Origin of the sequence: Pontibacter cellulosilyticus (genome assembly GCF_014306105.1) — a bacterium.
GTDB classification, from domain to species: Bacteria; Bacteroidota; Bacteroidia; order Cytophagales; family Hymenobacteraceae; genus Pontibacter; species Pontibacter cellulosilyticus.
The window spans coordinates 1,093,288-1,117,262 of sequence record NZ_JACRVF010000001.1 but is presented as its reverse complement, the minus strand read 5'-3'; the positions used below and the strand labels follow the sequence as shown (position 1 = coordinate 1,117,262).

The 23,975-nt window shown below is 45.8% G+C and carries 21 protein-coding genes and 1 other RNA gene; 10 read left to right on the top strand and 12 right to left on the bottom strand.

What is annotated here, in order from left to right:
• Nucleotides 1-52 precede the first annotated feature (52 nt).
• The 3 genes from gldF to dnaN all read left to right on the top strand — a co-directional run bounded on the left by gldF (nt 53) and on the right by dnaN (nt 3,695).
• A complete protein-coding gene (gene gldF, locus H8S84_RS04880) occupies nt 53-781 on the top strand; it encodes a gliding motility-associated ABC transporter permease subunit GldF (protein WP_187066125.1) in 729 nt (242 codons plus the stop codon).
• On the top strand, nt 775-2,466 hold the full coding sequence (gldG, locus tag H8S84_RS04875) for a gliding motility-associated ABC transporter substrate-binding protein GldG (protein ID WP_187066124.1): 1,692 nt from the start codon (nt 775-777) through the stop codon (nt 2,464-2,466). The genes gldF and gldG overlap by 7 nt, the downstream gene beginning before the upstream one ends.
• 104 nt (nt 2,467-2,570) lie before the next feature.
• Nucleotides 2,571-3,695, top strand: a complete 1,125-nt coding sequence (gene dnaN, locus H8S84_RS04870) for a DNA polymerase III subunit beta (RefSeq protein ID WP_187066123.1) — start codon at nt 2,571-2,573, stop codon at nt 3,693-3,695.
• A 60-nt stretch (nt 3,696-3,755) separates the two neighbouring features.
• On the opposite strand, the gene H8S84_RS04865 is transcribed toward dnaN, so the two are convergent.
• Entirely contained in the window at nt 3,756-4,796 is a 1,041-nt protein-coding gene (locus tag H8S84_RS04865; RefSeq protein ID WP_187066122.1) for an endonuclease/exonuclease/phosphatase family protein, read from the bottom strand.
• Between the two features lie 76 nt (nt 4,797-4,872).
• Between H8S84_RS04865 and gldC the strand changes: the two genes are divergently transcribed.
• Entirely contained in the window at nt 4,873-5,214 is a 342-nt protein-coding gene (gene gldC / locus H8S84_RS04860; RefSeq protein ID WP_187066121.1) for a gliding motility protein GldC, read from the top strand.
• Between the two features lie 77 nt (nt 5,215-5,291).
• On the opposite strand, the gene H8S84_RS04855 is transcribed toward gldC, so the two are convergent.
• The 5 genes from H8S84_RS04855 to guaA all read right to left on the bottom strand — a co-directional run bounded on the left by H8S84_RS04855 (nt 5,292) and on the right by guaA (nt 11,232).
• Nucleotides 5,292-5,774 carry a hypothetical protein gene (locus H8S84_RS04855; RefSeq protein ID WP_187066120.1) on the bottom strand — a complete coding sequence of 161 codons (483 nt, stop codon included), beginning with the start codon at nt 5,772-5,774 and terminating at the stop codon, nt 5,292-5,294.
• 180 nt (nt 5,775-5,954) lie between these two features.
• On the bottom strand, nt 5,955-6,491 hold the full coding sequence (dcd, locus tag H8S84_RS04850; RefSeq protein ID WP_187066119.1) for a dCTP deaminase: 537 nt from the start codon (nt 6,489-6,491) through the stop codon (nt 5,955-5,957).
• A 93-nt stretch (nt 6,492-6,584) separates the two neighbouring features.
• Nucleotides 6,585-7,877 (bottom strand): glutamate-1-semialdehyde 2,1-aminomutase, encoded by a 1,293-nt coding sequence (hemL, locus tag H8S84_RS04845; RefSeq protein WP_187066118.1) that lies wholly within the window; start codon nt 7,875-7,877, stop codon nt 6,585-6,587.
• Nucleotides 7,878-7,905: 28 nt separating this feature from the next.
• Nucleotides 7,906-9,603 carry an ABC transporter substrate-binding protein gene (locus tag H8S84_RS04840; RefSeq protein ID WP_187066117.1) on the bottom strand — a complete coding sequence of 566 codons (1,698 nt, stop codon included), beginning with the start codon at nt 9,601-9,603 and terminating at the stop codon, nt 7,906-7,908.
• 99 nt (nt 9,604-9,702) lie between these two features.
• Nucleotides 9,703-11,232, bottom strand: coding sequence for a glutamine-hydrolyzing GMP synthase (gene guaA, locus H8S84_RS04835; protein ID WP_187066116.1), 1,530 nt, complete (start codon nt 11,230-11,232; stop codon nt 9,703-9,705).
• Nucleotides 11,233-12,128: 896 nt separating this feature from the next.
• Here guaA and ffs point away from each other — a divergent pair.
• The 4 genes from ffs (at nt 12,129) to H8S84_RS04815 (ending at nt 14,007) form a co-directional block, all read left to right on the top strand.
• An RNA gene (gene ffs / locus H8S84_RS04830) (signal recognition particle sRNA small type) lies at nt 12,129-12,225 on the top strand.
• A gap of 112 nt (nt 12,226-12,337) precedes the next feature.
• Complete coding sequence (gene fsa / locus H8S84_RS04825; protein ID WP_187066115.1) at nt 12,338-12,994, top strand: fructose-6-phosphate aldolase; 657 nt, start codon at nt 12,338-12,340, stop codon at nt 12,992-12,994.
• A gap of 92 nt (nt 12,995-13,086) precedes the next feature.
• Nucleotides 13,087-13,290 carry a fructose-6-phosphate aldolase gene (locus H8S84_RS04820; RefSeq protein WP_187066114.1) on the top strand — a complete coding sequence of 68 codons (204 nt, stop codon included), beginning with the start codon at nt 13,087-13,089 and terminating at the stop codon, nt 13,288-13,290.
• Nucleotides 13,291-13,296: 6 nt separating this feature from the next.
• Nucleotides 13,297-14,007 carry a cell division ATP-binding protein FtsE gene (locus tag H8S84_RS04815; RefSeq protein WP_187066113.1) on the top strand — a complete coding sequence of 237 codons (711 nt, stop codon included), beginning with the start codon at nt 13,297-13,299 and terminating at the stop codon, nt 14,005-14,007.
• A gap of 76 nt (nt 14,008-14,083) precedes the next feature.
• Here the strand turns inward: H8S84_RS04815 and H8S84_RS04810 are convergent, their stop codons facing one another.
• A complete protein-coding gene (locus H8S84_RS04810; RefSeq protein WP_187066112.1) occupies nt 14,084-14,755 on the bottom strand; it encodes a hypothetical protein in 672 nt (223 codons plus the stop codon).
• A gap of 163 nt (nt 14,756-14,918) precedes the next feature.
• On the opposite strand from H8S84_RS04810, the gene H8S84_RS04805 reads away from it, so the two are divergent.
• Nucleotides 14,919-16,055, top strand: coding sequence for a DegT/DnrJ/EryC1/StrS family aminotransferase (locus tag H8S84_RS04805; RefSeq protein WP_187066111.1), 1,137 nt, complete (start codon nt 14,919-14,921; stop codon nt 16,053-16,055).
• Nucleotides 16,048-17,088 (top strand): Gfo/Idh/MocA family protein, encoded by a 1,041-nt coding sequence (locus tag H8S84_RS04800; RefSeq protein WP_187066110.1) that lies wholly within the window; start codon nt 16,048-16,050, stop codon nt 17,086-17,088. The genes H8S84_RS04805 and H8S84_RS04800 overlap by 8 nt, the downstream gene beginning before the upstream one ends.
• Here the strand turns inward: H8S84_RS04800 and H8S84_RS04795 are convergent.
• The 5 genes from H8S84_RS04795 to pseI all read right to left on the bottom strand — a co-directional run bounded on the left by H8S84_RS04795 (nt 17,083) and on the right by pseI (nt 23,968).
• Nucleotides 17,083-18,573, bottom strand: a complete 1,491-nt coding sequence (locus H8S84_RS04795) for a lipopolysaccharide biosynthesis protein (RefSeq protein WP_187066109.1) — start codon at nt 18,571-18,573, stop codon at nt 17,083-17,085. The two genes, H8S84_RS04800 and H8S84_RS04795, sit on opposite strands and share 6 nt — an antisense overlap.
• 87 nt (nt 18,574-18,660) lie before the next feature.
• Entirely contained in the window at nt 18,661-20,046 is a 1,386-nt protein-coding gene (locus H8S84_RS04790) for a polysaccharide deacetylase family protein (protein ID WP_187066108.1), read from the bottom strand.
• Entirely contained in the window at nt 20,025-21,596 is a 1,572-nt protein-coding gene (locus tag H8S84_RS04785) for a LamG-like jellyroll fold domain-containing protein (protein ID WP_187066107.1), read from the bottom strand. Before H8S84_RS04785 ends, H8S84_RS04790 begins: the two co-directional genes overlap by 22 nt.
• Before the next feature lie 54 nt (nt 21,597-21,650).
• On the bottom strand, nt 21,651-22,922 hold the full coding sequence (locus tag H8S84_RS04780; RefSeq protein WP_187066106.1) for a glycosyltransferase family protein: 1,272 nt from the start codon (nt 22,920-22,922) through the stop codon (nt 21,651-21,653).
• 2 nt (nt 22,923-22,924) lie between these two features.
• Nucleotides 22,925-23,968 carry a pseudaminic acid synthase gene (gene pseI, locus H8S84_RS04775; protein WP_187066105.1) on the bottom strand — a complete coding sequence of 348 codons (1,044 nt, stop codon included), beginning with the start codon at nt 23,966-23,968 and terminating at the stop codon, nt 22,925-22,927.
• Nucleotides 23,969-23,975: the final 7 nt, after the last annotated feature.

The window sequence follows — 23,975 nt, the reverse complement described above, 5'->3', positions numbered from 1 at the left end:
GTGAACAACATCAACTTCTAATTTCTAATTCATAATTTTAATTACATCGTAGATGTTATCCATACTTAAAAAAGAATTTAACGGCTTTTTAAACTCACTGATCGCCTACATCGTGATTGCGGTGTTTCTGGTGGCGATCGGCATGTTTATGTGGGTGTTTCCGGAGAGCAGTGTGCTGGAGTATGGCTTTGCCGATATGCAGACGCTGTTTAGTATGGCTCCCTGGCTCTTCCTTTTCCTGATACCGGCGATTACTATGCGCACTTTTGCTGAGGAAAAAAGAGAAGGCACTATTGAGCTGCTATTGACTAAACCTATCTCCGATCTGCAACTTATACTTGGGAAATACTTTGCTGCGTTGCTGCTGGCTCTTTTTGCGCTGGTGCCAACGCTGCTGTACTATTACTCAGTATATGAATTAGGCAACCCAGAAGGAAACATAGATTCTGCTGCCGTAGTTGGCTCATACTTAGGGTTGATCTTTTTGGCAGGCGTCTTCTGTGCCATAGGTGTTTTTGCCTCCTCAGTTTCTAGTAACCAAATTATCTCCTTTGTAATTGCGGTGTTTCTGTGCTACATCATCTACACCGGGTTTGATCTGATTGCTTCGATACCAATGTGGGGCAAGTATAGCTACCTGATCAGCCAACTGGGTATTTCTTATCACTATACCGCTATCAGCAAGGGTTTAGTAGACTCCCGAGATGTTTTATACTTTGTTAGTGTGATCGCTATCATGTTACTGGCCACTACACTCGTTTTAAAGAGCAGAAAATGGTAGAAACAACAAACAAGAACAAACGCAGCAGCGACCTGCTCAAATTTGCAGCCTGGGTTGTGGGTATCATACTTCTGAACATACTCGCCGCCAATTTCTTTTTCCGCCTGGACCTGACAGAAGATAAGCGCTATACTATAGCCCCGGTTACAAAAGACATGTTGCAGCAACTGCCCGATGAGGTAGTGGTAGATGTTTACCTGGAAGGAGATTTTCCGGCCGGCTTTAAACGGTTGCAACAGTCGGTGAAGGAGACGTTGGATGAGTTCATCATTTACTCTGATGGCAACCTGCGCTACAACTTTATCAATCCGAACGATATAAGCGACGAGAAGCAGCGCAACGAGTTTATGATGAACCTTGCACAGAAAGGTATAAACCCTACCAACCTGCGGGCCACAGAGGATGGAAAGCAGGTGGAGCGCTTGGTTTTTCCGGGTGCTATTGTGAAGTATGAAGGCAAGGAAACGGCAGTCAATTTCTTAAAAGGCAACCTGGCCGCCTCTGCCGATGAGCGTCTGAATCAGTCTGTTGAGGGAGTAGAATTTGAACTGGCGACTGCTGTTCGTAAACTGGCCTTCTCGGGCAGTAAGATAATCGGTTACATAACAGGGCAGGGAGAACTGGAGATGCAGCAGGTAACCGATCTGCTAGGATCTTTGCAGGAGTACTACCGCGTAGCTCGTGGCGAACTGGACCAGATCCCGACACTAAAAGGCCTGGACCTTATCATTGTGGCCAAACCTACTTCGGCATATTCGGAGCTCGACAAGTATAAAATAGACCAGTTTATCATGAACGGGGGCAAAGCCGTGTTTTTTGTGGATGCCCTTAACGCCAATATGGACAGCGTCGGCACTGGCGGAATGTTTGCCCTGCCGTACAACCTGAACCTAGAGGACCTGTTCTTTAAGTATGGCGTGCGCCTGAACCCTACCATGGTCATGGACCTGAACTCGGGCTTTATACCTATGGTAACCGGCTACATGGGAGACAGGCCACAGACGGAGATGATCAACTGGCGTTTTTACCCGTTGCTAAACAACTATAGCAAGCACCCGATTACCCGCAACCTCGATGCTGTTTATACTAAGTTCGTGGGTACGATGGATACTGTAAAAGCAGATGGTATTGTAAAAACGCCGCTTGTTTATACTTCTAAGTACTCCAGAGTGCTGCAACCGCCGGTACCTGTTACCCTGGAGGAGGCACGCATGGATGTGAACCCGGAGCAGTACCAGGCAGGTGAGCAGCCAGTTGGTTATTTGCTGGAAGGAAAATTCTCATCATTGTTCCGTAACCGCCGTGCGCCAGCCGGAGCACAGGAAACAACCGTGAAGGAAGAAGGCGTAGAAACTAAGATTGCTGTTTTCTCGGATGGTGATCTGGTTAAAAATGAAATAAATCCTCGCACGGGGCAGCCTTATGAGCTTGGTTTTGACCGCTTTAACAACGTAAAGTTCGCAAATAAAGAGCTGGCGATGAATACGGTTCATTATTTATTAGACTCAGAAGGCCTGATTAACGTACGCAGCAAAGAAATCCAGTTAAGGCCGCTGGACAGGGTGCGTGTGCAAGATGAGAAAAGCTACTGGCAACTGCTAAACCTGGTGGCTCCGATTGTACTGCTGGTGCTGTTTGGAGTTGGCCGCTACTACCTGCGCAAGCGCAAATACGAGCGTTTTTAATTTTTATACTTTTTCGCATAAAATAGTGCCTATATGCTATATTAGGTGGTGGCATAAATGCGATTTATTTATAACTTTGTTCAAATAACATTATAGATAGCATAATGAAATTTATCGTCTCTTCTTCTGCTCTCCTGAAGCAGTTATCAAGTATAAACGGTGTGGTAACCAATAACCCTGTGGTGCCAATTCTGGAGAATTTCCTATTCGAGATCAACAACAGCACGCTAACCATCACAGCGAGCGATCTGGAGACATCCATGATTACGCAGCTGCCGGTAGAGGCGAAAGAGAATGGCCGTATAGCCGCTCCTGCCAAGATCTTGTTGGAAACGCTTAAGAACCTCCCGGATCAGCCTGTTACTTTCACTATTGATGAGGAGACATACACAATAGAGATCAGCTCTTCTAACGGACGTTACAAACTGTCTGGTGAAAACGCTACGGATTTCCCGCGTGTGCCGGTAGTGCAGGGTGCTAACGCTATTGAAATACCATCAAACGTTTTAGCAAGAGCGATCAATAAAACCATCTTTGCAGTTAGCAACGATGAGCTTCGCCCAGCCATGACGGGTATCTTTGTGCAGCTGCGCAACGATAACGTTACGTTCGTAGCCACAGACGGTCACCGTTTGCTGCGCTATCGCCGTACCGATATCCCTACAAACCAGGAGGCTTCGCTGATCATCCCGCGTAAAGCTTTCATGCTGTTAAAATCGACGTTGCCATCTGAAGCTACTGCTGTTAGAGTTGAGTTTAACCAGTCTAACGCCTTCTTCAGCTTCGATAACATCCGCATGATCTGCCGTTTGATCGATGAGCGTTACCCTGATTATGAAAATGTGATTCCGGTGCAGAACCCTAACAAACTGGTAATTGACCGCCAGGACCTGTTAAGCTCTGTAAAACGTATTTCTATTTACTCGAACAAAACCACACACCAGATCCGCTTGAAACTTAACGGCTCTGAGATGCAGGTGTCTGCGGAAGACCTGGATTTCTCTAACGAGGCGAACGAGCGTTTAACGTGCCAGTACGAAGGAGAGGACATGGAGATTGGCTTCAATGCTAAGTTCCTGATGGAAATGCTTAACAACATTGACTCTGATGAGATCACGTTCGAGCTGTCTACTCCTAACCGTGCAGGTTTATTGATGCCAATTGTAAACGAAGAAAACGAGAGCGTACTGATGCTGGTAATGCCAGTTATGCTTAATAACTACGTTTAACAAGTATAAATCATAAAACAGAAAAGGTGAGCCTGCAGGCTCACCTTTTCTGTTTTAAAGCTATTTCTTTTTCCTAAGCTGGATGAATACCGGGAAGTGATCGCTTGGGCCTCCAAAGTATGTGTTACCCGAGAAAGTTGGGAGTGGTGTACCTTTATACTTGCCATACAAAAACTTCAGCTCTTGCGGATCGTGAATCTTTGCAGAACCTCTAACAAACTCCAATCCGTTGCCACTGATCAGCGATTTGGAAATTAGTACCTGATCCAGCATCTTAAAATCTCCGCGGCTGTGGTAGCTGCCAAGGCCATTTACATAATGCATGTAAAAGGTGTTAAAGAGCTCTTCTTTGTAGTATGGGTTGGGCCTGCCGGTTGCTTTTAACGTTTGCTCCATCACAGTTGTGCGGGGCTCTGCATCAAAATCTCCTATAGCGACAATGTTTGCATCTGGGTTGGAGGCCTGAATAGCATTTATTTCTTTTCGTAGTGTGGTAGCTGCAGTGCGCAGTCGGCTATCGTCTTGCCGTCCGCGGCGGGTATTTGCCCGGGCTGGCCAGTGGTTTACAAAAATAGTTAGAGGCTGCCCCTGAAGCTTTCCGTTTACCTGAAGTATATCTTTAGAAGAGAAGTTGCCGGGGTAATCAATCTTTATACTTCGCTTTGTTTCAACTTTAAAGGCACTAGGTTTATAAAGTATAGCCAGGTCCAGTCCTTGTGGGTCGTCCATCTCAAAATGAATGTACTCATACTTCATTTTCTTTAATTCAGGAGTTTGAATCAGGTCCTGCAACACCAGCGCGTTCTCCACCTCTGTTAATCCTATTATGGTTGGCCCGTTGCCGCCGCCAATGGGGGCAATGGCACTTGCCAGTTTCTGTATTTTACGATTATACTTTTGCTGATCCCATTTCATGCCACCTTTTGGTGTAAACGCATCATCGTCCTTGTTGGGATCGTCAATGGTATCGAATAGGTTCTGTGTGTTGTAAAATGCTATAGTGTGCAGTTTACCTTTGGAGGAGGGAGCAATAACTCTGGAACACCCTATCAGGGTGCTAAGGGTAAAAAAGAGTAATAGTGTTTTTATTCCGTAGCGCATCGCGTAACTTTGTACTTCTATATATTTTCAAGCATAGTACGTGATATATATAGGATAAAGTTTAAAAACCGAGAAAATGAAAAAATCAGAGATATTCTTTAGCATAGCCTTGGACGATAACCGTATTCCGGAGGCCATCAGCTGGAGAGCCACAGACGCAGGAGAGAAGATACACTTTGCCAAAGCCATAAACATTTCGTTATGGGATCGCGACGAAGCTGGCACCATGAAAATCGACCTTTGGACGAAAGACATGCCTGTTGATGAGATGAAGTATTTCTATGTGGATACGATCGGTGCTATGGCTCAGAGTATTGCCACAGCTACAAGCGATAATGTGATGGCTCAGAAAATGCGTGCCCTTTGCGAGGATCTGATGAAGCACATAGACGAACAGCAGAAAAAAGAAAATTCTTAGTAAGTATACTCCTTAAAAAGAAAAGAGCCCCAGAAGTAGGGCTCTTTTCTTTTTATTAAGCTTAACTGGCTATGGTATTAGTTAAGACTAACAGAATTGGCTGGAGCTGCTACATCAGATGATGCTGTTTGGTTACCAGCAGGCTGATATAAGCTAGCCATAAATTCTTTTTCTGTCTGGTTGTATACCTTACGGTCGCCGAAGTACTCGTTATACTGTCTTGTGCTTAAAATGCTTTCTAACTTAACATCTCTAACACTGCAGATCTCTTTGCACTTCTGATCTATGATTGCTTGGTTGCCAGCAAACTCGGCCTCTACAGCCATTTTCTGAGCTACAACATCATTATTTATTTCCCTGATCTTTCGAGACTGGTAGTTGTTAAGACCAAGATCAACAATCATTTTATCAGAAAGATGATTGGCTCTTTTTTCAGCCACAACCATTGTTCTCTTATCAAGTTTGTTTGTTTTCTTAGTAGTGGTTTTTGTGCCTCCGCTTGCGTTTACTGCGCCCGCGCATCCTAAAACCATACATACCATTGCCAGTAGCTTTTTCATAATTTTTTCCTTTCTATAGTTTATACTTTTGTTTTCCTGTTCTCTATTACAACGTGAAGGTTTTCTAAAAAATTCCTGTTTTGCTGTAATTTATTTACGTCTTATATAGTGCACATACTATGCCAAAAAGGCTGATTTACATGAATAAATCAGCCTTTTTTTGAGAAAAATCAATGCAGTTTACCACTCATTCATCCACATCATGGATTCTACCGGAGTGATGGTGCGATTGTTATATTTAGCGTTCTTTTTCTTGTTATAATAGTTCTCTATGCCGCCTTTTACCTCAAAATAAATTAGCTGACCAATAGGCATTCCATAGTAAATACGCACAGGCTGCGAAACAGATATCTCCAGCGTCCAGGTATTGCAGAAACCTACATCGCCTTTGCCTGCTGTGGCATGTATATCAATACCTAAACGCCCCACACTTGATTTACCTTCCAGGAATGGTACATGCGCATGAGTTTCGGTATACTCCAACGTAACGCCTAAGTATAAATGGCCCGGTTGCAACACATATCCTTCTTCTGGAATCTCAAATGTTTCGATCTCGTTGTGCTTGCGCGCATCTAGCACCTCATCTTTATAAGTAGCAAGGTAGCGGCCTAAATGCACGTCGTAGGAGTTAGTGCCCAGGCAGGCGCGGTTAAAAGGCTCCACCAGGATGTTGCCATTCTCCATCTCCTCTAAAATCTGCTTGTCAGTTAATATCATAAGGGTAAGTATATACTACTAGGTAAAAGTAATTAAATCAGGCCACAGATTTAAGCTGATCGAACTGATTTAATAGATAATTTAAAGGATGGTTTAAAGTGCCTCTTTTAATGATTCCAGGTTGGCTTTAATGTACTCATCGGCAATACCTTCTGTAATGGCTGTAGACACAAACAGGGCCTCGTACTGAGAAGGTGCTAAGTAAACACCTTTTTGCAGCATAGCATTAAAGTAACGGCCAAACAGAGCAGTGTCTGAGGTTTTCGCACTCTCGAAATCTGTAACAGGATTATCAGTAAAGAAAATGCTGAACATAGAGCCAACACGATTCAGCGTGTAATTTACGCCTAGCTGCTGCATGTTCTGCTGCATACCTGTTACAAGCCTGTCTGTGGTATTATTTAGCTGCGTGTATACTTCCGGGTGCTCTTTAAGATAGGTAAGCATAGCCATACCCGCTGCCATAGCAATTGGGTTGCCCGAAAGCGTGCCAGCCTGGTAAACAGGACCCGCCGGAGCTACATAGTCCATGATCTCTTTCTTGCCGCCATACGCACCTACTGGCATACCTCCACCAATAATTTTACCAAGCGTGCTCATGTCTGGTGTAACGCCGTAAAGCTCCTGCGCACCGCCTGGCGCCAAACGGAAGCCAGTCATTACCTCGTCAAAAATCAGCACAATGCCTTCTTGGTCACACAGATCACGCAAGCCTTGCAGGAAACCTTCTGCAGGAGTCACTAAGCCCATATTACCAGCCACTGGTTCCAGAATGATAGCAGCTATCTGGCCTTTATTTGCTTCTACCAGCGTTTTCACAGCGTCTAAGTTATTATAAGGCGCTGTAAGTGTGTCGTTGGCAGTACCTTTTGTTACACCTGGGCTGTCCGGCACCCCCAATGTAATGGCACCACTACCAGCCGATATCAGAAATGAATCGCCGTGGCCATGGTAGCAGCCTTCAAACTTTATGATTTTGTCGCGGCCTGTGTAGCCTCGGGCCACACGTATAGCCGACATGGTCGCTTCTGTACCGGAGTTTACCATGCGTACCTTTTCTATACTTGGCACCATACTGATGATCAGCTCTGCGATCTCAATTTCTTTGCGTGTTGGGGCGCCAAAAGAAAGCGAACTGGGAATTGCCTTCTGAACTGCCTCCTGCACTACCTCTGAGGCATGGCCAAGAATCATTGGTCCCCAAGAGTTAATAAAGTCAATGTAACGGTTACCGTCTTCATCAAACATATAGGCTCCTTTTGCCGAAACCATAAAACGAGGATTTCCTCCTACGGCTTTAAATGCACGAACAGGAGAGTTTACGCCTCCTGGTATACTGTCCTGGGCACGTAAAAAGAGTTCGTTGCTGATTGGTGCTTGTATCATATAGGTATCAGGTCTTTTAATATTCTTGTTAAAATACTGGGTTTACTACCGTCAGTTCCAGGTTTTCCAGTTTAGTTATGGGCACGTACTGATTGTCCTGGCGCACTTCATTTCGGGCACCCGGGTCTGTGTAACCTAAACCAGAATAGAATACCCCAGGTTTTATACTTGTGCTTTGTAATTGCTGATTAAACTGCGGTCCGTAACTCTGAAGCAGCTGTCCGAAGTAATACATCATCTCGAAACCGGCATAGGCATAAACAGTAGGCGACATGTTATACCTGTTTACATATTTTTTTCGGAACCAGTCGTTGGCAGGTGTTTGCTTGTTCAGGTATTTAGGGCTGATAAAGTATACTTCCAGGTTGTCTAACTGGCGAAGTGTGATTTGTCCAATGTCAAGCCATTTATCATAGGTTACAATTGGAAGCTTAGGAGCCTTGCTCTGCACAACACTGGTAGCATTTACCGCAGCCGTCATCTTATCAGAGAACACAGCAATATGGCCAAGATCCTGCAGATTGAGTCCGTTAAACAGGGCAGCGGTTGCTGTTGTCTGGGTAGAGTTTACTTTGCGGTACGTTCTTACCTTGCCCCCCAGCTTTATGAACTGCTGTCTGTAATAATATGCAAAGGTGGTGTCTTCTTTAGCACTCTCGAAAAGTATGGCTGCTGTTTTAGGGGAGAAATTTTGGTATGCGTAGGTTGCTGCCTGCCTTGCCTGCGTCGCCACCGACGATTCGAACAGGAAAGCATTTGTATTGCCACGCACCATCTCCAGGTCCTGTGAAAGCGGGTTTATAACATTTATATTGTTCTGTGCAGCAAAACGTGCCGCCATTTTAGCTGTCGATTTATATATAGGGCCAATAACAAGGTCCATTTGCTGCAACTCCTGCAGGTCCAGCACTCGTTTTACGCTCATGGTATCGGCGCTGGTGTCGTAGTTGTACAGGTTTATGTTGATTCCCTGTTTTTGCAGCGAGTCCTGGGCTAGTTTCATACCGGCATATAAGTCTGTAACAAACTTGTTTGTGCGTGCAGTCTGCTGGTAATCCTGGTTCAGCTGAAAGGGGAGGAGTAAGGCTACATCGAAGCCTTGGTTGCGCAGTACATCTTTGCTTAAGTAGCGGCTGCGGTCCAGGTTATGGCGTGACACTATGTTTTCCAGTGTCTGCTTATCCTGTGGGCGGTACCAGCCTCCAATCAGTTTGTCGGCATACACCTGCGCAACAACTTTATCGTTGGAGTAACGCTGCAGCAGTTGTTCAAAGGCAGCCCTATCATTTAATTTGCTCAGGTAATAGCGTTTCAGGCCTTCTGCGTCGGAGGCAAGCGGCGTGCCCTGTAACTCCTGCAGTTTGCTTAACGCACGCTGATAATCACCCTGCTCAAACAGCACGTTAGCCAACAGGTAATCGGCATCGTTCATACCGTTCCAGTTTGGGTGCTGATTCTGCAGCTGGAGCAGCATGTCATAAGACTGTTGCAGCTTTTTGGACTTAAGAGCAGCTAGTGCATAAAAATAGGAAGCTTCAGGTGCGTAGGCAGATGTACCCGCTGTTATGGGTTGCAATTCCGCCATTGCCAGGTCATACTTTTGTTGCTGCAGCAGTACCTTTCCGTTGTTGTAGGTGGTAGCCGGATCTTGTGTCTGGGCGAATGCCTGCACACTTACTATTCCCGAAAACAAGAAGCACGCTATTATTTTTCTGAAGTTTCCCATTATGTTTTATTCTTAAATGCCTATAAAACGCAAGACACAAAACTTTCAGCAAAAGTACGAAAGTCCTGTGTCTTGTGTCATATACTTTGGTTTAGAAAACTATTCCCACTCTATAGTTGCCGGTGGTTTGGAGCTGATGTCGTATACCACGCGGTTTACGCCTTTCACTTTGTTGATTATCTCGTTCGATACATCTGCCAGGAATTCATACGGCAGTCGGCTCCAGTCCGCTGTCATACCGTCTATACTTGTCACGGCACGTAGGGCTACCACGTTCTCATAGGTACGCTCGTCACCCATCACACCCACCGACTGTAGTGGTGTAAGTATAGCGCCTGCTTGCCATACTTCATCGTACAGCTTATCTTTTTTCATGTTGTTGATGAAGATATGATCTACCTGCTGCAAGATGTTTACCTTCTCTGGAGTAACCTCGCCAAGTATACGAATGGCAAGTCCAGGGCCTGGGAAAGGATGACGGCCAAGTATAGCATCGTCAATCTTAAGCGCTCTACCTACTAAACGAACTTCATCTTTAAACAGTGTTTTCAGCGGTTCTACAACCTTCAGCTTCATGAAGTCTGGCAATCCGCCAACGTTATGGTGCGATTTAATTGTAGCTGATGGCCCTTTCACGCTCATAGACTCAATTACATCGGGGTAGATGGTGCCTTGTGCCAGCCACTTCACATCCTCTATTTTGTGAGATTCCTCATCAAATACCTCAATAAATACTCTTCCGATGGCCTTTCGCTTCTGCTCCGGATCTGATATACCTGCCAGCGCAGTATAAAACTTGTCCTTAGCGTCAACTCCTTTCACGTTCAAGCCCATATGCTTGTAAGAATCCAGCACTTGCTCAAACTCGTTCTTGCGCAGCAGGCCGTTGTCTACAAAAATGCAGTACAGGTTCTTGCCAATGGCCTGGTGTATCAGCATGGCGGCCACACTGGAGTCTACACCACCTGATAAGCCTAGTACTACTTTGTCGTCTCCTAATTGCTGTTGCAAGTCGGCTACAGTGGCATCAATAAATTGCTCAGAAGTCCAGTCTTGCTGGCAGCCGCAGATGTGTACCACGAAGTTACGCAGCAGGGTCTTGCCTTCTTCAGAGTGTGTTACTTCCGGGTGGAACTGAATGCCGTATGTTTCCTGGTCGCGCAGCTTATATGCAGCAACGCGTACACTTTCCGTGCTGGCAATTACCTCAATGTTGTCAGGTATCTCTTTAATAGTATCGCCATGCGACATCCAAACAACAGAGCCTAGTGTTAGTTCTTTCAGAAGCCTGTCATGGTTATGTAGTTCGCTGATTCGGGCACGGCCATATTCCCGGATAGTTGATGGGGTTACTTCCCCGCCTAGCTCCTGTGCCATTAGCTGGGCACCATAGCATACACCAAGCACAGGTGTATTGCCAAGATATTTGTTTAAATCAACAGTAGGATGCTCCTGATCACGAACCGAGCAAGGGCTACCTGAGAAGATAACACCTTTTACATCTTCTGTGAGGGCTGGTACATTGTTGTAGGGGTATATTTCGCAATATACGTTTAGCTCGCGCACCCTTCTAGCAATAAGCTGGGTGTATTGGGAGCCAAAGTCGAGGATGAGAATTTTTTCTGGCATGCGCAAAGGTAAGGGAGATTTATAGTAATTGCCAATAGATTCTGCTTTTTGATTGGGTTTGAAGTTGGAAATGAAGGAGTGGGGTAGGGTTCTACTTTTACTTTCCGCTTTACTTTCTAACTGGCGTTCTTCCTTAGTCATATTTGCTGTATTATTATGGTGCCCTCTAGGCCGGGAGACCTCGTCCTTGGCCATCGCGCTGTCTATCTTTCCTGCCCTCGTGCCTCGGGCTGCCTCGCTAAAGCTCGTCACCGGAAACCTAGAAGGCGCTCAAGCCAAGGACTGGGATGGACACTTCTTCGCTGTGGCCTTTGCAACCAGAGACAAAGCATGGATTCTGATTTGTAGGGACAGGTCGCGACCTGTCCGAGCAATGGCCGCTGCTTCAAAATATAAACTCATGCTAAAGCAACAGCAGAAAGTCCCCTTTGAAGGGGGTAGGGGATGACAATCGTTTCCAGATCAAGTTATCCTGTTCTCTTTCCTCAGCAACTGTTGCAACCACCCCTTTATCCCCTCCTTATCCAAGGCGGGGAATTCTGATACTGTTGTTGCAGATATACAAGCTTTGTAGCACACGAATCACTCTCTTTCATCATAGACTCCCAAATCACGTCCGGAGTTTATCATTTGCAGGATAACGTGAAAAGAGAAACAGCCGCTACTATGATGGCAATAAGAGAAGTAAACATAAGCTACCGTAACTGGCTAAAGATGGGAGGTAGGAGCCAGCATTTTCAAAATCTTGCCTATCTTTTATAATTCTGCAAATCCTGATTCAGGTATCTTACAAATCTTTCCTCCTGACCATCAACTACAAACCGTGTTTCACACTCAAAAACCTAACTTTATACTTCTCACCATTTGCATTGAATAAAAATGTTCGTACCTTTGCAACGGCAAATCGGCACGGCCAGCTCCTGCTGAACTCCCCCAGGACCGGAAGGTAGCAAGGGTAGGCGGTTGAGCGGCGCGATGTCGGTTTGCCACTTTTTTTTGCCCATACCTCAACGGGCACCCTCTCTTTCAAATTTCCAGCTATTACTTTCCGGTTTCCCAATTAATGCGTTAGATTTGTAGGCATAATCTACTACACTTCAGCATTATGAAATTCTTTATCGATACTGCAAACCTGCAGGAAATTCAGGAGGCGCACGACCTTGGCGTTTTAGACGGCGTAACCACAAACCCATCGCTGATGGCGAAAGAGGGTATTTTTGGCCACGATAACGTAATGGCGCACTACAAGCAAATATGCGAAATTGTAGACGGCGACATCAGCGCAGAGGTAATTGCAACTGATTTTGATGGTATTGTACGCGAAGGTGAACTGCTTGCCGAGCTGCACCCGAACATCGTTGTAAAAGTGCCTATGATCCGCGACGGTGTAAAAGCTATTCGTTACTTCAGCGAAAAAGGCATCAAGACAAACTGTACACTAGTGTTCTCTGCTGGCCAGGCTTTGTTGGCTGCTAAGGCAGGTGCCACGTACGTGTCTCCGTTCATTGGTCGCTTAGATGACGTATCTACTGACGGTTTACAGCTTATCGAGCAGATCGTGCACATCTATGGCAACTACGGTTACCAGACACAGGTTTTGGCAGCATCTGTTCGCCACGTTATGCACTTGGTGCAGTGTGCTGAGCTTGGCGCTGACGTAGTAACATGCCCGCTGAAGGTGATCACTGGCCTGTTGAAGCACCCGCTAACTGACAGCGGTCTGGAGCAGTTCCTGGCTGACCACGCGAAAGGAAATAAATAAGTTTAATTAGAAATTATGAATTAGAAGTTAGAAATGAGAGTTTAACCACTTTCATTTTTAATTTCTAATTTTTAATTCATAATTCTAAATAAATGTACATCATCAAAGTTAAGGGCAAGGCCAAAATTCCGGATTATATACAGCTTCGGGACGATAATTTTGTGCTGATTGCCTATTTTAGAGCCGACAGACCCCTTAAAAATCTGGACCGTTATGGCCTAGAAGGTAAGGAGGATGCGCTTGCTGCACTTATCGAGTCGCTTGACTTTGGTAAGCTTCAGAAATTAGAGATTTGAGTTTTTATGAATTTTTCTACTTCTCCGGTTGTATCGCTTCGCGAAGTTTCTATTTACCAAGACGTTAATACAATTCTTAGCAATGTTAATTTCGACATTGAGAAAGGAGAGTTTGTATACTTAGTAGGCCGTACCGGAAGCGGAAAAAGTTCTTTGCTTAAAACCCTCTATTCCGACCTGCCATTGCTCGTTGGCTCGGCAACAGTTGCAGAGTTTAATCTGACAAAGCTTCCTAAAAAGCAGGTGCCTTACCTTAGACGTAAGATTGGTATCATATTTCAGGATTTTCAGCTTTTGTTTGATAGAACAGTTGCCGAAAACCTGAGCTTTGTACTTCGTGCAACCGGCTGGAAAGATAAGTCTAAGATAAAGCAGCGCATGTCGGAAGTGCTGATGCGTGTTGGGTTGGATGCCGCTGCGAACAAAATGCCGCATCAGTTGTCGGGTGGAGAGCAGCAGCGAATTGTAATTGCACGGGCATTGCTTAACGAACCGGTTATACTTTTTGCTGATGAGCCAACTGGTAACTTAGACCCGATGGTGGCCGACGGTATCATGAAACTGTTCGAAGAAATCAACAACAGCGGTACGGCCATACTTATGGCTACGCACAACTACGAGATCATCAATCGCTATCCGAAGCGCGTTCTAAAATGCGCAAACGGAAAAGTGCTGGACTCGAAAGTAGAGCAATTTACCCTAACTAACGGATACTAACAGCCTGTTAGCACTAGCTAGCCAGGGCATGAGCTTATAACCGAATGGCTGTGTAGAGTTATCTGGTTACTACTTTTTAAACACCTTCAACTGTCAGTTCAGCTTCTCGTATCTGCTTGTATTGAGCTGTTGCGTTGTCGATAGTTCTCTTTGCATCGGCACTTAATTCGCCTTCTAAGGCGTTTTTGCGATTATTCAATGCAATCCACCATCCTTCTATCAAGTTCCATTCGTTTGTCTCAAATTCATTTACTCGGTCTTCAAGTGTGTCCACAAATCGGGTGTAAGTTGGTGCCAGTTCAGTTGCTGAGATAGCTGTTAGGTCATCTGCGCTAATAGGCAAGCCCACTAGGTCCTCCCTTAATTTATACCTGCGACTCACTTCCTGGTACTTGCGCTCACGGTTCTCTATGGCCATATTGTATCTGGCATCTAAATCTTCTATTTCTGCACGTCTGGCCTCATCATAAGTGTCAATATTGTTTCTTACTCTCTTTTCCCTGGTGTCGTATTCTTGCATTAGCTCTGCAGATTCTGTTTGCCATAAGGTGCTGTCCTGAACTGACTTCCGCATGGCTCTCATTTCAGTTTCGCTTAGCTCTGCATTAGCCTCCGCTTCAGTTTGTGTTACATAATCTTTGTACTCAGTATAGGCAATTTCGGATTCTTCGTTAGCCTCGTTGTTATTGCAGGATAAGAGCAGTAAGAAGCAAATGCTCAACAGGGAATATTTCGTAATTGTGTGCATAGTTTTATCTTTTTGGTGAACAGTATTTTATAACGGTTAGCACCACTATGAGTTATGCTTAATATTTTTTGAGCGGACAAGGACTTTATACCTACGCCATAAGGTCGGATTGAAAGCTTTAATTATCTTTGTTGTTAAGAGAGTACAAAATAGCCTCCCCTGCATGGAAGATATAAAGATGGTGGATCTGAAAGCCCAGTATGCTAAACTCAAACCCGAGTTGGATGCCGCTTTCAGTGCCGTGATGGAAAGTATGGAGTTTATTAACGGGCCTCAGGTGGCCAATTTTGCCCGTAGCCTGGAAAATTACCTACAGGTGCGCCATGCCATACCTTGCGCTAATGGTACAGATGCTTTGCAGATCGCGCTGATGGCGTTTCAACTGCCGGCCGGTGCCGAAGTGATTGTACCTTCTTTTAATTATGTTTCGGGAGCAGAGGTTGTAGCTTTGCTAGGCTTTAAACCTGTTTTTGCCGATGTACTACCCGAAACCTTCACTATTGATCCGGCATCAGTAAAAAATGTGATCACTCCTGCCACAGCTGCCATTATCCCGGTGCACTTATTCGGGCAAGGTGCTGCCATGCGCGAGATAATGGAGATTGCTGAGGAACATAACCTGTTTGTTATCGAGGACAATGCTCAATCGTTGGGTGCTGAATATGCGCATCCGGATGGGCATTCTTCTAAACTAGGTACCATAGGCCATATTGGTACGACTTCCTTTTTTCCTTCTAAACCACTAGGCGGAATGGGAGACGGAGGTGCTGTGTTTACAAATGATGATAAACTGGCTGCTATTATCCAGAAAATTGCCAACCACGGGCAGTCTGAAAAGTATAAATTCTCAACATTAGGAGTTAATTCCCGTCTGGATACGCTGCAGGCGGCCATGCTGGATGTAAAGATCAAGTACGTGGACGAGTACAACGCTGCCCGCCAGGAAATTGCCCGCTTCTACGACAATGCCTTTGCCGAAATTACTGCCATACAGGCCCCACATCGGGCATCCTACAGCTCACATGTGTACCATCAGTATACCATTACAGTAGCACCTGAGCTGCGCGATGGCCTGAAAGCACACCTACGCGACAACCACATTCCTAGTATGGTGTATTACCCAGAGCCCTTGCATTTGCAGGAAGCCTATACCTACCTAGGCTTTACATCAGGAGACTTTCCTAATTCGGAGCTGTTAAGTAAAAGTGTGTTGTCGCTTCCAATGCACTCTGAGCTGAAGGAAGATCAATTAACTTACATTTGCCAGCACGTACTGGATTTTGTGAAGAGCCATGGCTGATATTTCTGCTCCTAAAATCCGGTTTGCTGTGATAGGGATAGGGCATATAGGCCGCCGCCATGCACAGCTTATACTTCAGAACCCTAATGCTGCCTTAGTTGCCCTGATCGATAACCGGGAGGATTTTATACTTGAAGATGATTTTGCAGGAGTGCCCCGCTTTGCCAGTCTGGAAGAATTTATACTTGCCGGAGTGGGGGCTGATGTGCTTTGTGTGTGTACGCCCAATTACCTGCACCACCCGCACACCTTAGCTGGTTTGCAACACGGACTGCATGTGGTATGCGAGAAACCAATGGCACTGGAGGCAGCGCATTGCCAGGAGATGATCGATGCAGCAGAGGCTGCCAACCGCCAAATTTTTTGCGTGATGCAGAACCGGTACAGTCCGCCGGCGGTGTGGCTGAAAGAGGTGGTGCAAAGCGGGGTGCTAGGGCAACTGTACCATGTGCAGGTAAATTGCTTCTGGAACCGCAATGAACGCTATTATTTGCCCGGTGGCTGGCGTGGCGATGCTGTTAAAGACGGTGGCACTCTGTTCACGCAGTTCAGCCATTTCGTGGACATGCTATACTGGCTTTTCGGCGATGTAGATCGTATAAACGGGCAGTTCAGAAACTTTAACCATGCTGCTTTAACCGAGTTTGAAGACAGTGGCTACCTGCAATTTGAATTTGAGAACGGAGGCTTCGGCACGTTTAACTATACTACCGCTGTGCACTCTCAAAACCTGGAAAGCAGCATTACCATCATCGCCGAAAACGGAAGTATAAAAGTAGGTGGACAGTACATGAACAGTGTAGAGTATTGTGACATCCGAAACTATACTTTGCCGGAGTTAAAGCCATGTATGCCTGCCAACAATTACGGCCACTATACCGGCAGCGCAGCAAATCATCAGTTTGTATTTGAGAACGTGATAAGCACTTTGCGGCAGCAAACAACTGCTACCACCAATGCACAGGAGGGGCTGAAAGTGGTAGAGATTATCGAGCGGATGTATGCGTTAAAAGCAGTCCCTGTTAACTTATAATTTCCAGCCGGTCGTGCTGTAAACGATCTTCTTCAGCCACTCATTCATATCCGGGTATACGTTCAGGCCGATCATCAGCCCACCATAAATGGCTGTGATCAAAGCAGAGCGCACAAGTATGTCCAAGAAGACATTCCCCAGGTACGGCAGCAGGTACGATGCACCCAAGGCTACTCCGGCTATTACCGTTATCGTTACCGCATTCAGGGCAAACGGCTGCATCTTGTACACAAACTGCACAAAGAACAAACGCGCCAGGTTGATGATGATATAAGAAAGCATCGACGCAAAGGCGGCCCCCTCAATACCATACAGCGGAATAAAGTAGTAGTTGGTCCAGATAGTAAGTATAGCCAGCACAACGTTAAACAGCAGGTCCCATCTATACTTATCCGAAGTGGCAAGTATAATTCCGTTGATGCCGGTTGCCAGGTCTACGATACGTGCCATTGAGAGGAACAGCACTACATATTTACCAGCGCTGTAGGTTTCTGGCATAAAAGAGTAAAGGTTATCTATGTTAGCCCATATTCCAATAAAAAGCAGCAGCCCTACGATCATGTTAATGACGGTGATCTGCTTGTAGAGCTGCTCCATCTTCACCATGTTCTGCTCCTTCCAGTACTCAGCCACCTGCGGAAAAGCGATCTTGAAAATAGACCTGGCCGGAGCCATGATCACACTGGTCATGAAGAAGGCTGTAGTATAAATACCATTGTCACTTAGGCTGTAGGAGCCGATCATTACTTGATCTACGGTGGTTATGATGGTAACTGAGATGTTGCCCATGAACGTAAAAAAGCCATAGAACAGCATCTCGCGCAGCGGGATCATTTTGAGGCCCGACATGCTCGGAAGTATAAACAGCTGTTTCAACCACAAAGTATACACCACTAGCACCAACGCGATTATAGAGTTAATGCCAATGTATAACAGCATGAACAGTTGAAAATCAATCCAGCCGAAGGCAAAAACAGAAATTAGGAGCGTGGTAAGCAGCCTAAGTAGGAACTCCTGTACAAAAGAGGAGATGATCGTTTTGAAGAGCGAACGCAGGTATGCTGTGAACAGGTTAAACAGCAGCGTAAACAGCGACAGCGGGATGATGTAATAGTAGTAGTCAATCAGCAGCCTGGAGCCCTCGTCGTCGTAATAGTCCATTACTACTGGCTTAAACACTAGGAACAGCGCTGTAACCACGGTAAAGCCAACCATAGGCACCGACAGGAGCAGGAATAGAAAGCCATGGTGCTTCTGCTCCTTGTTACGGAAGTAAGGGAAGTAACGCACGCTCATGTTCACGAACCCGAGGGCAGAGAACTGCGCAAACATCATCGAAATGGAAATCAGTAAACGCGTAAGACCCACCTGTTCCTCTTCCAGGAAATTGGGGAAAAGGTAAATAGCGTTTACAAAACCTATCAGTATACCTGCATAGGAGATAACGGTATTCCAGATTCCTTCGCGCTGTAACGTTTTACTCATTGGCTAATTTGGAAGCCGCAAGTAAGTTAAAAGTTGTGTGAAAGTATACTTTAAACCTAATATTTAAGCATGTGACGAAGTAGGAGCTCAGTCTTCAGATCCTTTTATTTTAGCAGCAGCCTCTGCACAGGTTAAAAAATCGGTACTTTCTGATTTAACTTTTGTTAAGATCTGTTCCAGCACCTGCCGCCAAGTAGGAGAACCTTTCGCAACCGGGAACTCTGAGTAAGAGGAGAAATTCTCGTTGTGCCAAAGTATGGTAAATAGTCCTCCAAACTTGATTACTTCTTCTATAACAGGGCTCACTGCCGCCATTGCCTCGCCTGACTTCAAGCTCATATAGTTGATGCTATAAAGGGTGGTATCCATTAGTATGAGTGGCAACTCCAGAAAATTGGCTGCTTTGTGGGTGTTAAAGTCGAAAGGGTAGAAGGGGTGGCAAAATGAGTTTCGGAATCCGAAATGCTCTGAGAAGCCAAGGCTTGTGTCGTATTCCAGTTTACTTTGCTGCAGCACCTGTTCGGTATTCTCTGGTTGGTAGCACAGGTAATGGAAGCGATTGCCCTTAACCTGAACAGGCAGCTTGCGCTGGTCTGCTTTCAGCTGCACCAGATCGTTAGAGGTGCCAAAGCTGCCGTGGAGCGCAATTTCGTGCCCGGATTCTGCCAGGGCCGAAATAAGCTTCTGGTAACGAGGCTTTGTTACATCGTAATCGGCATTGGGGTAGCCGTTGTAAAACTGGTTGCTGGGCAAAAAGAACATGGTGGTCTTAGCGCCATACTTCTCAGCCACTGACGTTACCTCAGCTAAATTATCCCAGGCATCTTTGCCAACTGCTTTACGGGCAAGCAATGCTGCTACACTTTTGAATTCTGTTGCTTTAAATGCCTGTTTTCCTGCGGCACGCCAGGCGCTGTGCAAGCGGTCTATATCGCTGGTAAGGCAGGTGGCAAAGGGTTGCTGGCCCCAAAGGCTGTAGCTTAAATCAACTTGGTGAACGCGCTCCAGCACCTCTTTGAGTATATCAAAGTAATAGTTAACAACAGGTTTGGTGATAAAACCATACTTGGCCTGCATACTGGCTTTGTAAGTATAACGCCTGAATTTGTCCCGTTCAGGGCCATAGTACTCCTGCCAGCCACTTAAAAGGTAAAAAGCAGAGGAAATAATGTCGTAGTTTATACTTGCCGTGCCGTTGGAGTGGTAGGTAACCAGTTCCTGCTCGTTTTCGGCATCAAAGAAAAATGGAATCTGCTGCCCTTTCCACGCGCGCCACACTACCTGCTGCGGCCGGGGCCTTTTCTGCTCAAAAAAGCCGCCAGCATACTTACTGATGCTAACTTTACATTTGTGCAGGATGTCTTCTGCTGTGTCGTAATGAATGGATAGTTCTTTCGCGTTCGGGTGAAGAAGGTGAAAGTGCTGGAGGATGTAGTTTAGTTGGTACAAAGCTATTTTATGACTTCGAGCCATCCCTTGAACATGTTTTGGGAGCGGCTGCTTTTAAGATTGTAAAAGTATAAACCGGCAGGTACGCCGTCTGCGCTCCAGCCGTTGTCATAACGCTCACTTTGGTAGATAGATTTTCCCCAACGGTTAAAAATTTTCAGTTCGAAGGTAAATGGCTCTACGTCTCCCAACACAAATGCATCGTTTTTGCCGTCTCCGTTAGGGGTGATGACGTTTGGAATGGTTGGGCACTCGCTGTTAGTAACTACCATGGTATAGACTGTACTGCATCCATCTGTCGTTACTGTAACTGTATAAGTACCCAGTGTGGAGGTGCTTATACTAGCTGTTGTTTCGCCAGTGCTCCAAAGGTAGGTTGCGTTTTTTGCCTTGGGAGATTTTAACATAACAGCTTTACCATTACATAAAACATACTCTGAAAGCAAATCGCTACTTTGATTTGAACTTCGTGCCGCGGCAAATTCACCGTAGTTTGCCGTACTATGATAGGTCATTACAGGAGAGTTTACTGTATCGGCAACTGCAGTCCAGTTTGTATCGGCATTATTGTTGCGGCGGTACAGTTTTTCGCCACAGGGCAGGTCGTACTGCTTAAACCAGATTTTATACTTTTTGTCCGGAGCGCCTATTTTAAACAAGCCATAGTATTCTTTAATACCTACTGCAGATGGCAGCCCTGCCGCCTGTGAAGGTGCAGCAGTAATTTGGTATAAATGAAATCCAGCAATAGCATTATCAGCTCTTGAAACTGAGAAATTGGCAAAGTCAGTGATCAACTCCAGCGAGTTATTCCATTTGTTTGTATAACGATAAATGCTCTTGTCGCCTATCGGGGCACCGGAAGTAACCCAGGCGGAGGAGGACATATTGCGGAATGTGCCGTTGATGCCATAGGAGCTATGGTCTGTTAAAGTAGCGCCTGGGCCTTCATCAAATTTAAGGTACACAACCAGATCTGGGTTTGCTTTATTCGCAGCCTGGCACATACCAGACCTAATCTCATCCTCCGTTAAGCCTTTCTTCCAGATCTTTAGTTCGTCGATTTGCCCCTGGTAGTAATCGCTGTTTACAAGATAATAGTTACCAACAGTAAACGGTGCATTGCTGCTGAGATTAACAGCAGTATAACCTGTTACAGACTGGCTTTCTAATATGCCATCTATGTAAATAGACCAGGTGCCGTTCTTGCAGACACCCGCCAGGTGGTGCCAGTTATCGTCGTTGATCACACGCGGGGAGTAACCAGAGATTCTGTAAGTACCAGAGCCGTCGCGACCTGAGAAAGCGGCCTTTCCATCCCGCATTACAAGCTGATATCCACGTTCCCCGTCTCTGTCATACTTTGCAGTTATTAGCTGTAGTTTACTGGCCGATGTTTTTACCCATGCTTCAACGGTTACCTCGCTTGTTATACCACGGTTATTATAGTCAAAGAAAACATAGTCGTCAGCGCCATCAAACTGAAGGGCACCTTTAGGTCCTTGAGCCTGTAGGCGGCTTAATGATACTATGTAGATTAAAAAAAGAGATAAGAGTAGAAGTTTTGCTTTCAAGCTTAATTAGTTAAAGTTTGGAAGGGGTAACTAAATATAGTGAAAGTATAAAGTTTATTCTATAAACTGTTTTATAAGCTTAAGGGCAAGCTCACTGCTTCTTCCGTCGTACTCAGTGCCAACGGTGGCGCTATAATATGTTGCCCGAAGGTATACTTCAGGTTTGTTAAAGAGGTGACGCTGTAGCAGTTGGTGCAGTGCAGCATAAGAAACGGCTTCATCAACAAGGCTTTTTTGTATAAAACCATAGTAATCGTGCAGCTGCTCTACCTGGTTCATGTTGTAATATATTGCCCACACGTTTAGCAGCACCGCCTCCAAGTGTATGCCGGAGTTACCACTCAGTAGTACATCAATTTCTTTTAGAAAATCAAAAGTAGTTACTTCTCTGCTGTTGGAGAACGAAATGTTGGTACCTTGTAGCAGACTACCAAAATTTCGGGAATCCCGGGGGTGAGGGCGAAGTATGATCTCTACTTCAGGAAAATCCGTTGTTAGTTGTGTTGCCACACGTACGATCTCTTCGGTGGCATCCATCAGGTTACAGCCAATCCCAATGCGGGCTATACGTTGATTGTTGTTGCGAAGGCTTGCAAATGCATCTGCTTTAGGCATGCCCACTAATTCTACCTGTCCGGTAATAAGGCCGCATTGTTTATACTTGTACAGCGCGTCCTGTCCCTCCAGTAGGTTCAGGTCGAACTGCAGTGGCGGAAAAATAGGCGTGATGCTGGCATGCTGAATATAGACTGTTTTTACTCCCATAGCTTTGGCAGCCAAAAGCATGGCACGGGCATCAGGGTTGTGATCGTTTGCAAAAACAATAGCTTTGGGTTTATACTTTCTGAGCTTGATCTTATAGACCTCATAAAAGCCCACAGCATCATAAAGTACATCGGCAAAGCGCTGTGTGCTCTGTTTCTTTTCTCTCAGAAACTGAAAGTACAGCGGCAGAAACTTGTAGTAGTATAAAATTTTCCGGCGCAGCGACAGGCGGTAAATCGTTTGGTTATACTTGCCGATCTGCTTGCTTTGGCCAGCCACAAATTCTGCATCCGGTAAACCTTCTCTTAAAAAGTGCAGACTATCGTAGTTATTTTGGCTCACGACATAAAGCCATACTTTGCCTTGTAGTTTTTCCGGTTGTTCTATACGCTTAAAGAGGTTACCCAATAGACGTACCACTGTATATCCGGCCACTTTCAGCAATCGTTTAACCAGTGAGGTTGGAGAAACGGCAGCTTTAGCGCTTTCAGGCAGGTTAAAGAAACCATCTGAAAAATGCAGATGAAGTATGTTGCTATAGATGGCGTACCACTTGCTCATACTTATACCATATCCCAACTGAGGGGAGTGCCGGCTTTTATGGCTTTTGCGGCTGGTTTCCCAAGAATTTCCTCGTAATGTTTTGGTGCCAACCCGAGTCCCGGACGGATCACACGGATATTGTCTTTAGTTAGTGCTTCGCCGGCGGTTATGTCTTTGGCTGCATACACCGAACGTTTGAACATCCGGCTTTTCTCCTCTGCGCGCTGCACCCCGTACTGCACATGCCCCAACGCCTGCCATGCCCTTTCCGACTCCACTACCAATGCGTGCAGTTCCTGTGGCTCTAAAGAGAATGCAGAATCTACGCCGCCATCTGCTCTGAGGAGGGTAAAGTGCTTCTCAATAACCGTTGCGCCCAATGCCACGGCAGCCACAGCGGCACCTACACCCATGGTATGGTCCGATAGGCCCACCTGTACGCCAAACAGCTCACGCATATGCGGAATAGTAGCCAGGTTAGAATTCTCTGGAGTAGAAGGGTAGGTGCTGGTACATTTTAGAAGTATAAACTGCTCACAGCCAGCCTCGCGCAGCACACGCACTGCCTCATCGAGTTCTGTAAGTGTGGCGGCTCCGGTACTCATAATTACTGGCTTGCCAGTGGCGGCCACTTTCCGCAGCAGCGGATGGTCAGTGTTCTCAAAAGAGGCAATCTTATGCACTGGCGCGCCAAGTTCTTCCAGAAAATCAACGGCAGACTCATCAAAGGGAGAGGAGAAGGCGATCATACCGCGTTCTTTGGCTCTTTCGAAAATTGGCTTATGCCATTCCCACGGCGTATAAGCTTCTTTGTATAGGTCGTACAACTCACGGCCTTTCCAAAGAGAGTTCTCATCTTCGATGGTGAAAGCTCCAGGAAGGGTCATGGTGTCGGCCGTATAGGTCTGCAGTTTGATAGCGTCGGCACCTGCATCGGCGGCGGCATCTACAATAGCCAGGGCACGCTCCAGCGAGTGGTTGTGGTTACCAGACATTTCTGCAATGATGAACGGCTTATGATTCGGCCCAACAAGTCGGCCAGCAATGTTTATATCTTGAATCATGTAATCT

Excerpts from the sequence above, each read along its gene's own strand:
- gldC (WP_187066121.1), top strand. The coding sequence starts at position 4,873 with ATGAAAAAATCAGAGATATTCTTTAGCATAGCCTTGGACGATAACCGT.
- guaA (WP_187066116.1), bottom strand. The coding sequence starts at position 11,232 with ATGCCAGAAAAAATTCTCATCCTCGACTTTGGCTCCCAATACACCCAG.
- H8S84_RS04810 (WP_187066112.1), bottom strand. The coding sequence starts at position 14,755 with ATGCACACAATTACGAAATATTCCCTGTTGAGCATTTGCTTCTTACTG.
- H8S84_RS04865 (WP_187066122.1), bottom strand. The coding sequence starts at position 4,796 with ATGCGCTACGGAATAAAAACACTATTACTCTTTTTTACCCTTAGCACC.
- dcd (WP_187066119.1), bottom strand. The coding sequence starts at position 6,491 with ATGATATTAACTGACAAGCAGATTTTAGAGGAGATGGAGAATGGCAAC.
- H8S84_RS04800 (WP_187066110.1), top strand. The coding sequence starts at position 16,048 with ATGGCTGATATTTCTGCTCCTAAAATCCGGTTTGCTGTGATAGGGATA.
- dnaN (WP_187066123.1), top strand. The coding sequence starts at position 2,571 with ATGAAATTTATCGTCTCTTCTTCTGCTCTCCTGAAGCAGTTATCAAGT.
- H8S84_RS04780 (WP_187066106.1), bottom strand. The coding sequence starts at position 22,922 with ATGAGCAAGTGGTACGCCATCTATAGCAACATACTTCATCTGCATTTT.
- fsa (WP_187066115.1), top strand. The coding sequence starts at position 12,338 with ATGAAATTCTTTATCGATACTGCAAACCTGCAGGAAATTCAGGAGGCG.
- H8S84_RS04840 (WP_187066117.1), bottom strand. The coding sequence starts at position 9,603 with ATGGGAAACTTCAGAAAAATAATAGCGTGCTTCTTGTTTTCGGGAATA.
- H8S84_RS04795 (WP_187066109.1), bottom strand. The coding sequence starts at position 18,573 with ATGAGTAAAACGTTACAGCGCGAAGGAATCTGGAATACCGTTATCTCC.
- H8S84_RS04820 (WP_187066114.1), top strand. The coding sequence starts at position 13,087 with ATGTACATCATCAAAGTTAAGGGCAAGGCCAAAATTCCGGATTATATA.
- H8S84_RS04855 (WP_187066120.1), bottom strand. The coding sequence starts at position 5,774 with ATGAAAAAGCTACTGGCAATGGTATGTATGGTTTTAGGATGCGCGGGC.
- pseI (WP_187066105.1), bottom strand. The coding sequence starts at position 23,968 with ATGATTCAAGATATAAACATTGCTGGCCGACTTGTTGGGCCGAATCAT.
- hemL (WP_187066118.1), bottom strand. The coding sequence starts at position 7,877 with ATGATACAAGCACCAATCAGCAACGAACTCTTTTTACGTGCCCAGGAC.
- gldF (WP_187066125.1), top strand. The coding sequence starts at position 53 with ATGTTATCCATACTTAAAAAAGAATTTAACGGCTTTTTAAACTCACTG.
- gldG (WP_187066124.1), top strand. The coding sequence starts at position 775 with ATGGTAGAAACAACAAACAAGAACAAACGCAGCAGCGACCTGCTCAAA.
- H8S84_RS04790 (WP_187066108.1), bottom strand. The coding sequence starts at position 20,046 with ATGGCTCGAAGTCATAAAATAGCTTTGTACCAACTAAACTACATCCTC.
- H8S84_RS04815 (WP_187066113.1), top strand. The coding sequence starts at position 13,297 with ATGAATTTTTCTACTTCTCCGGTTGTATCGCTTCGCGAAGTTTCTATT.
- H8S84_RS04805 (WP_187066111.1), top strand. The coding sequence starts at position 14,919 with ATGGAAGATATAAAGATGGTGGATCTGAAAGCCCAGTATGCTAAACTC.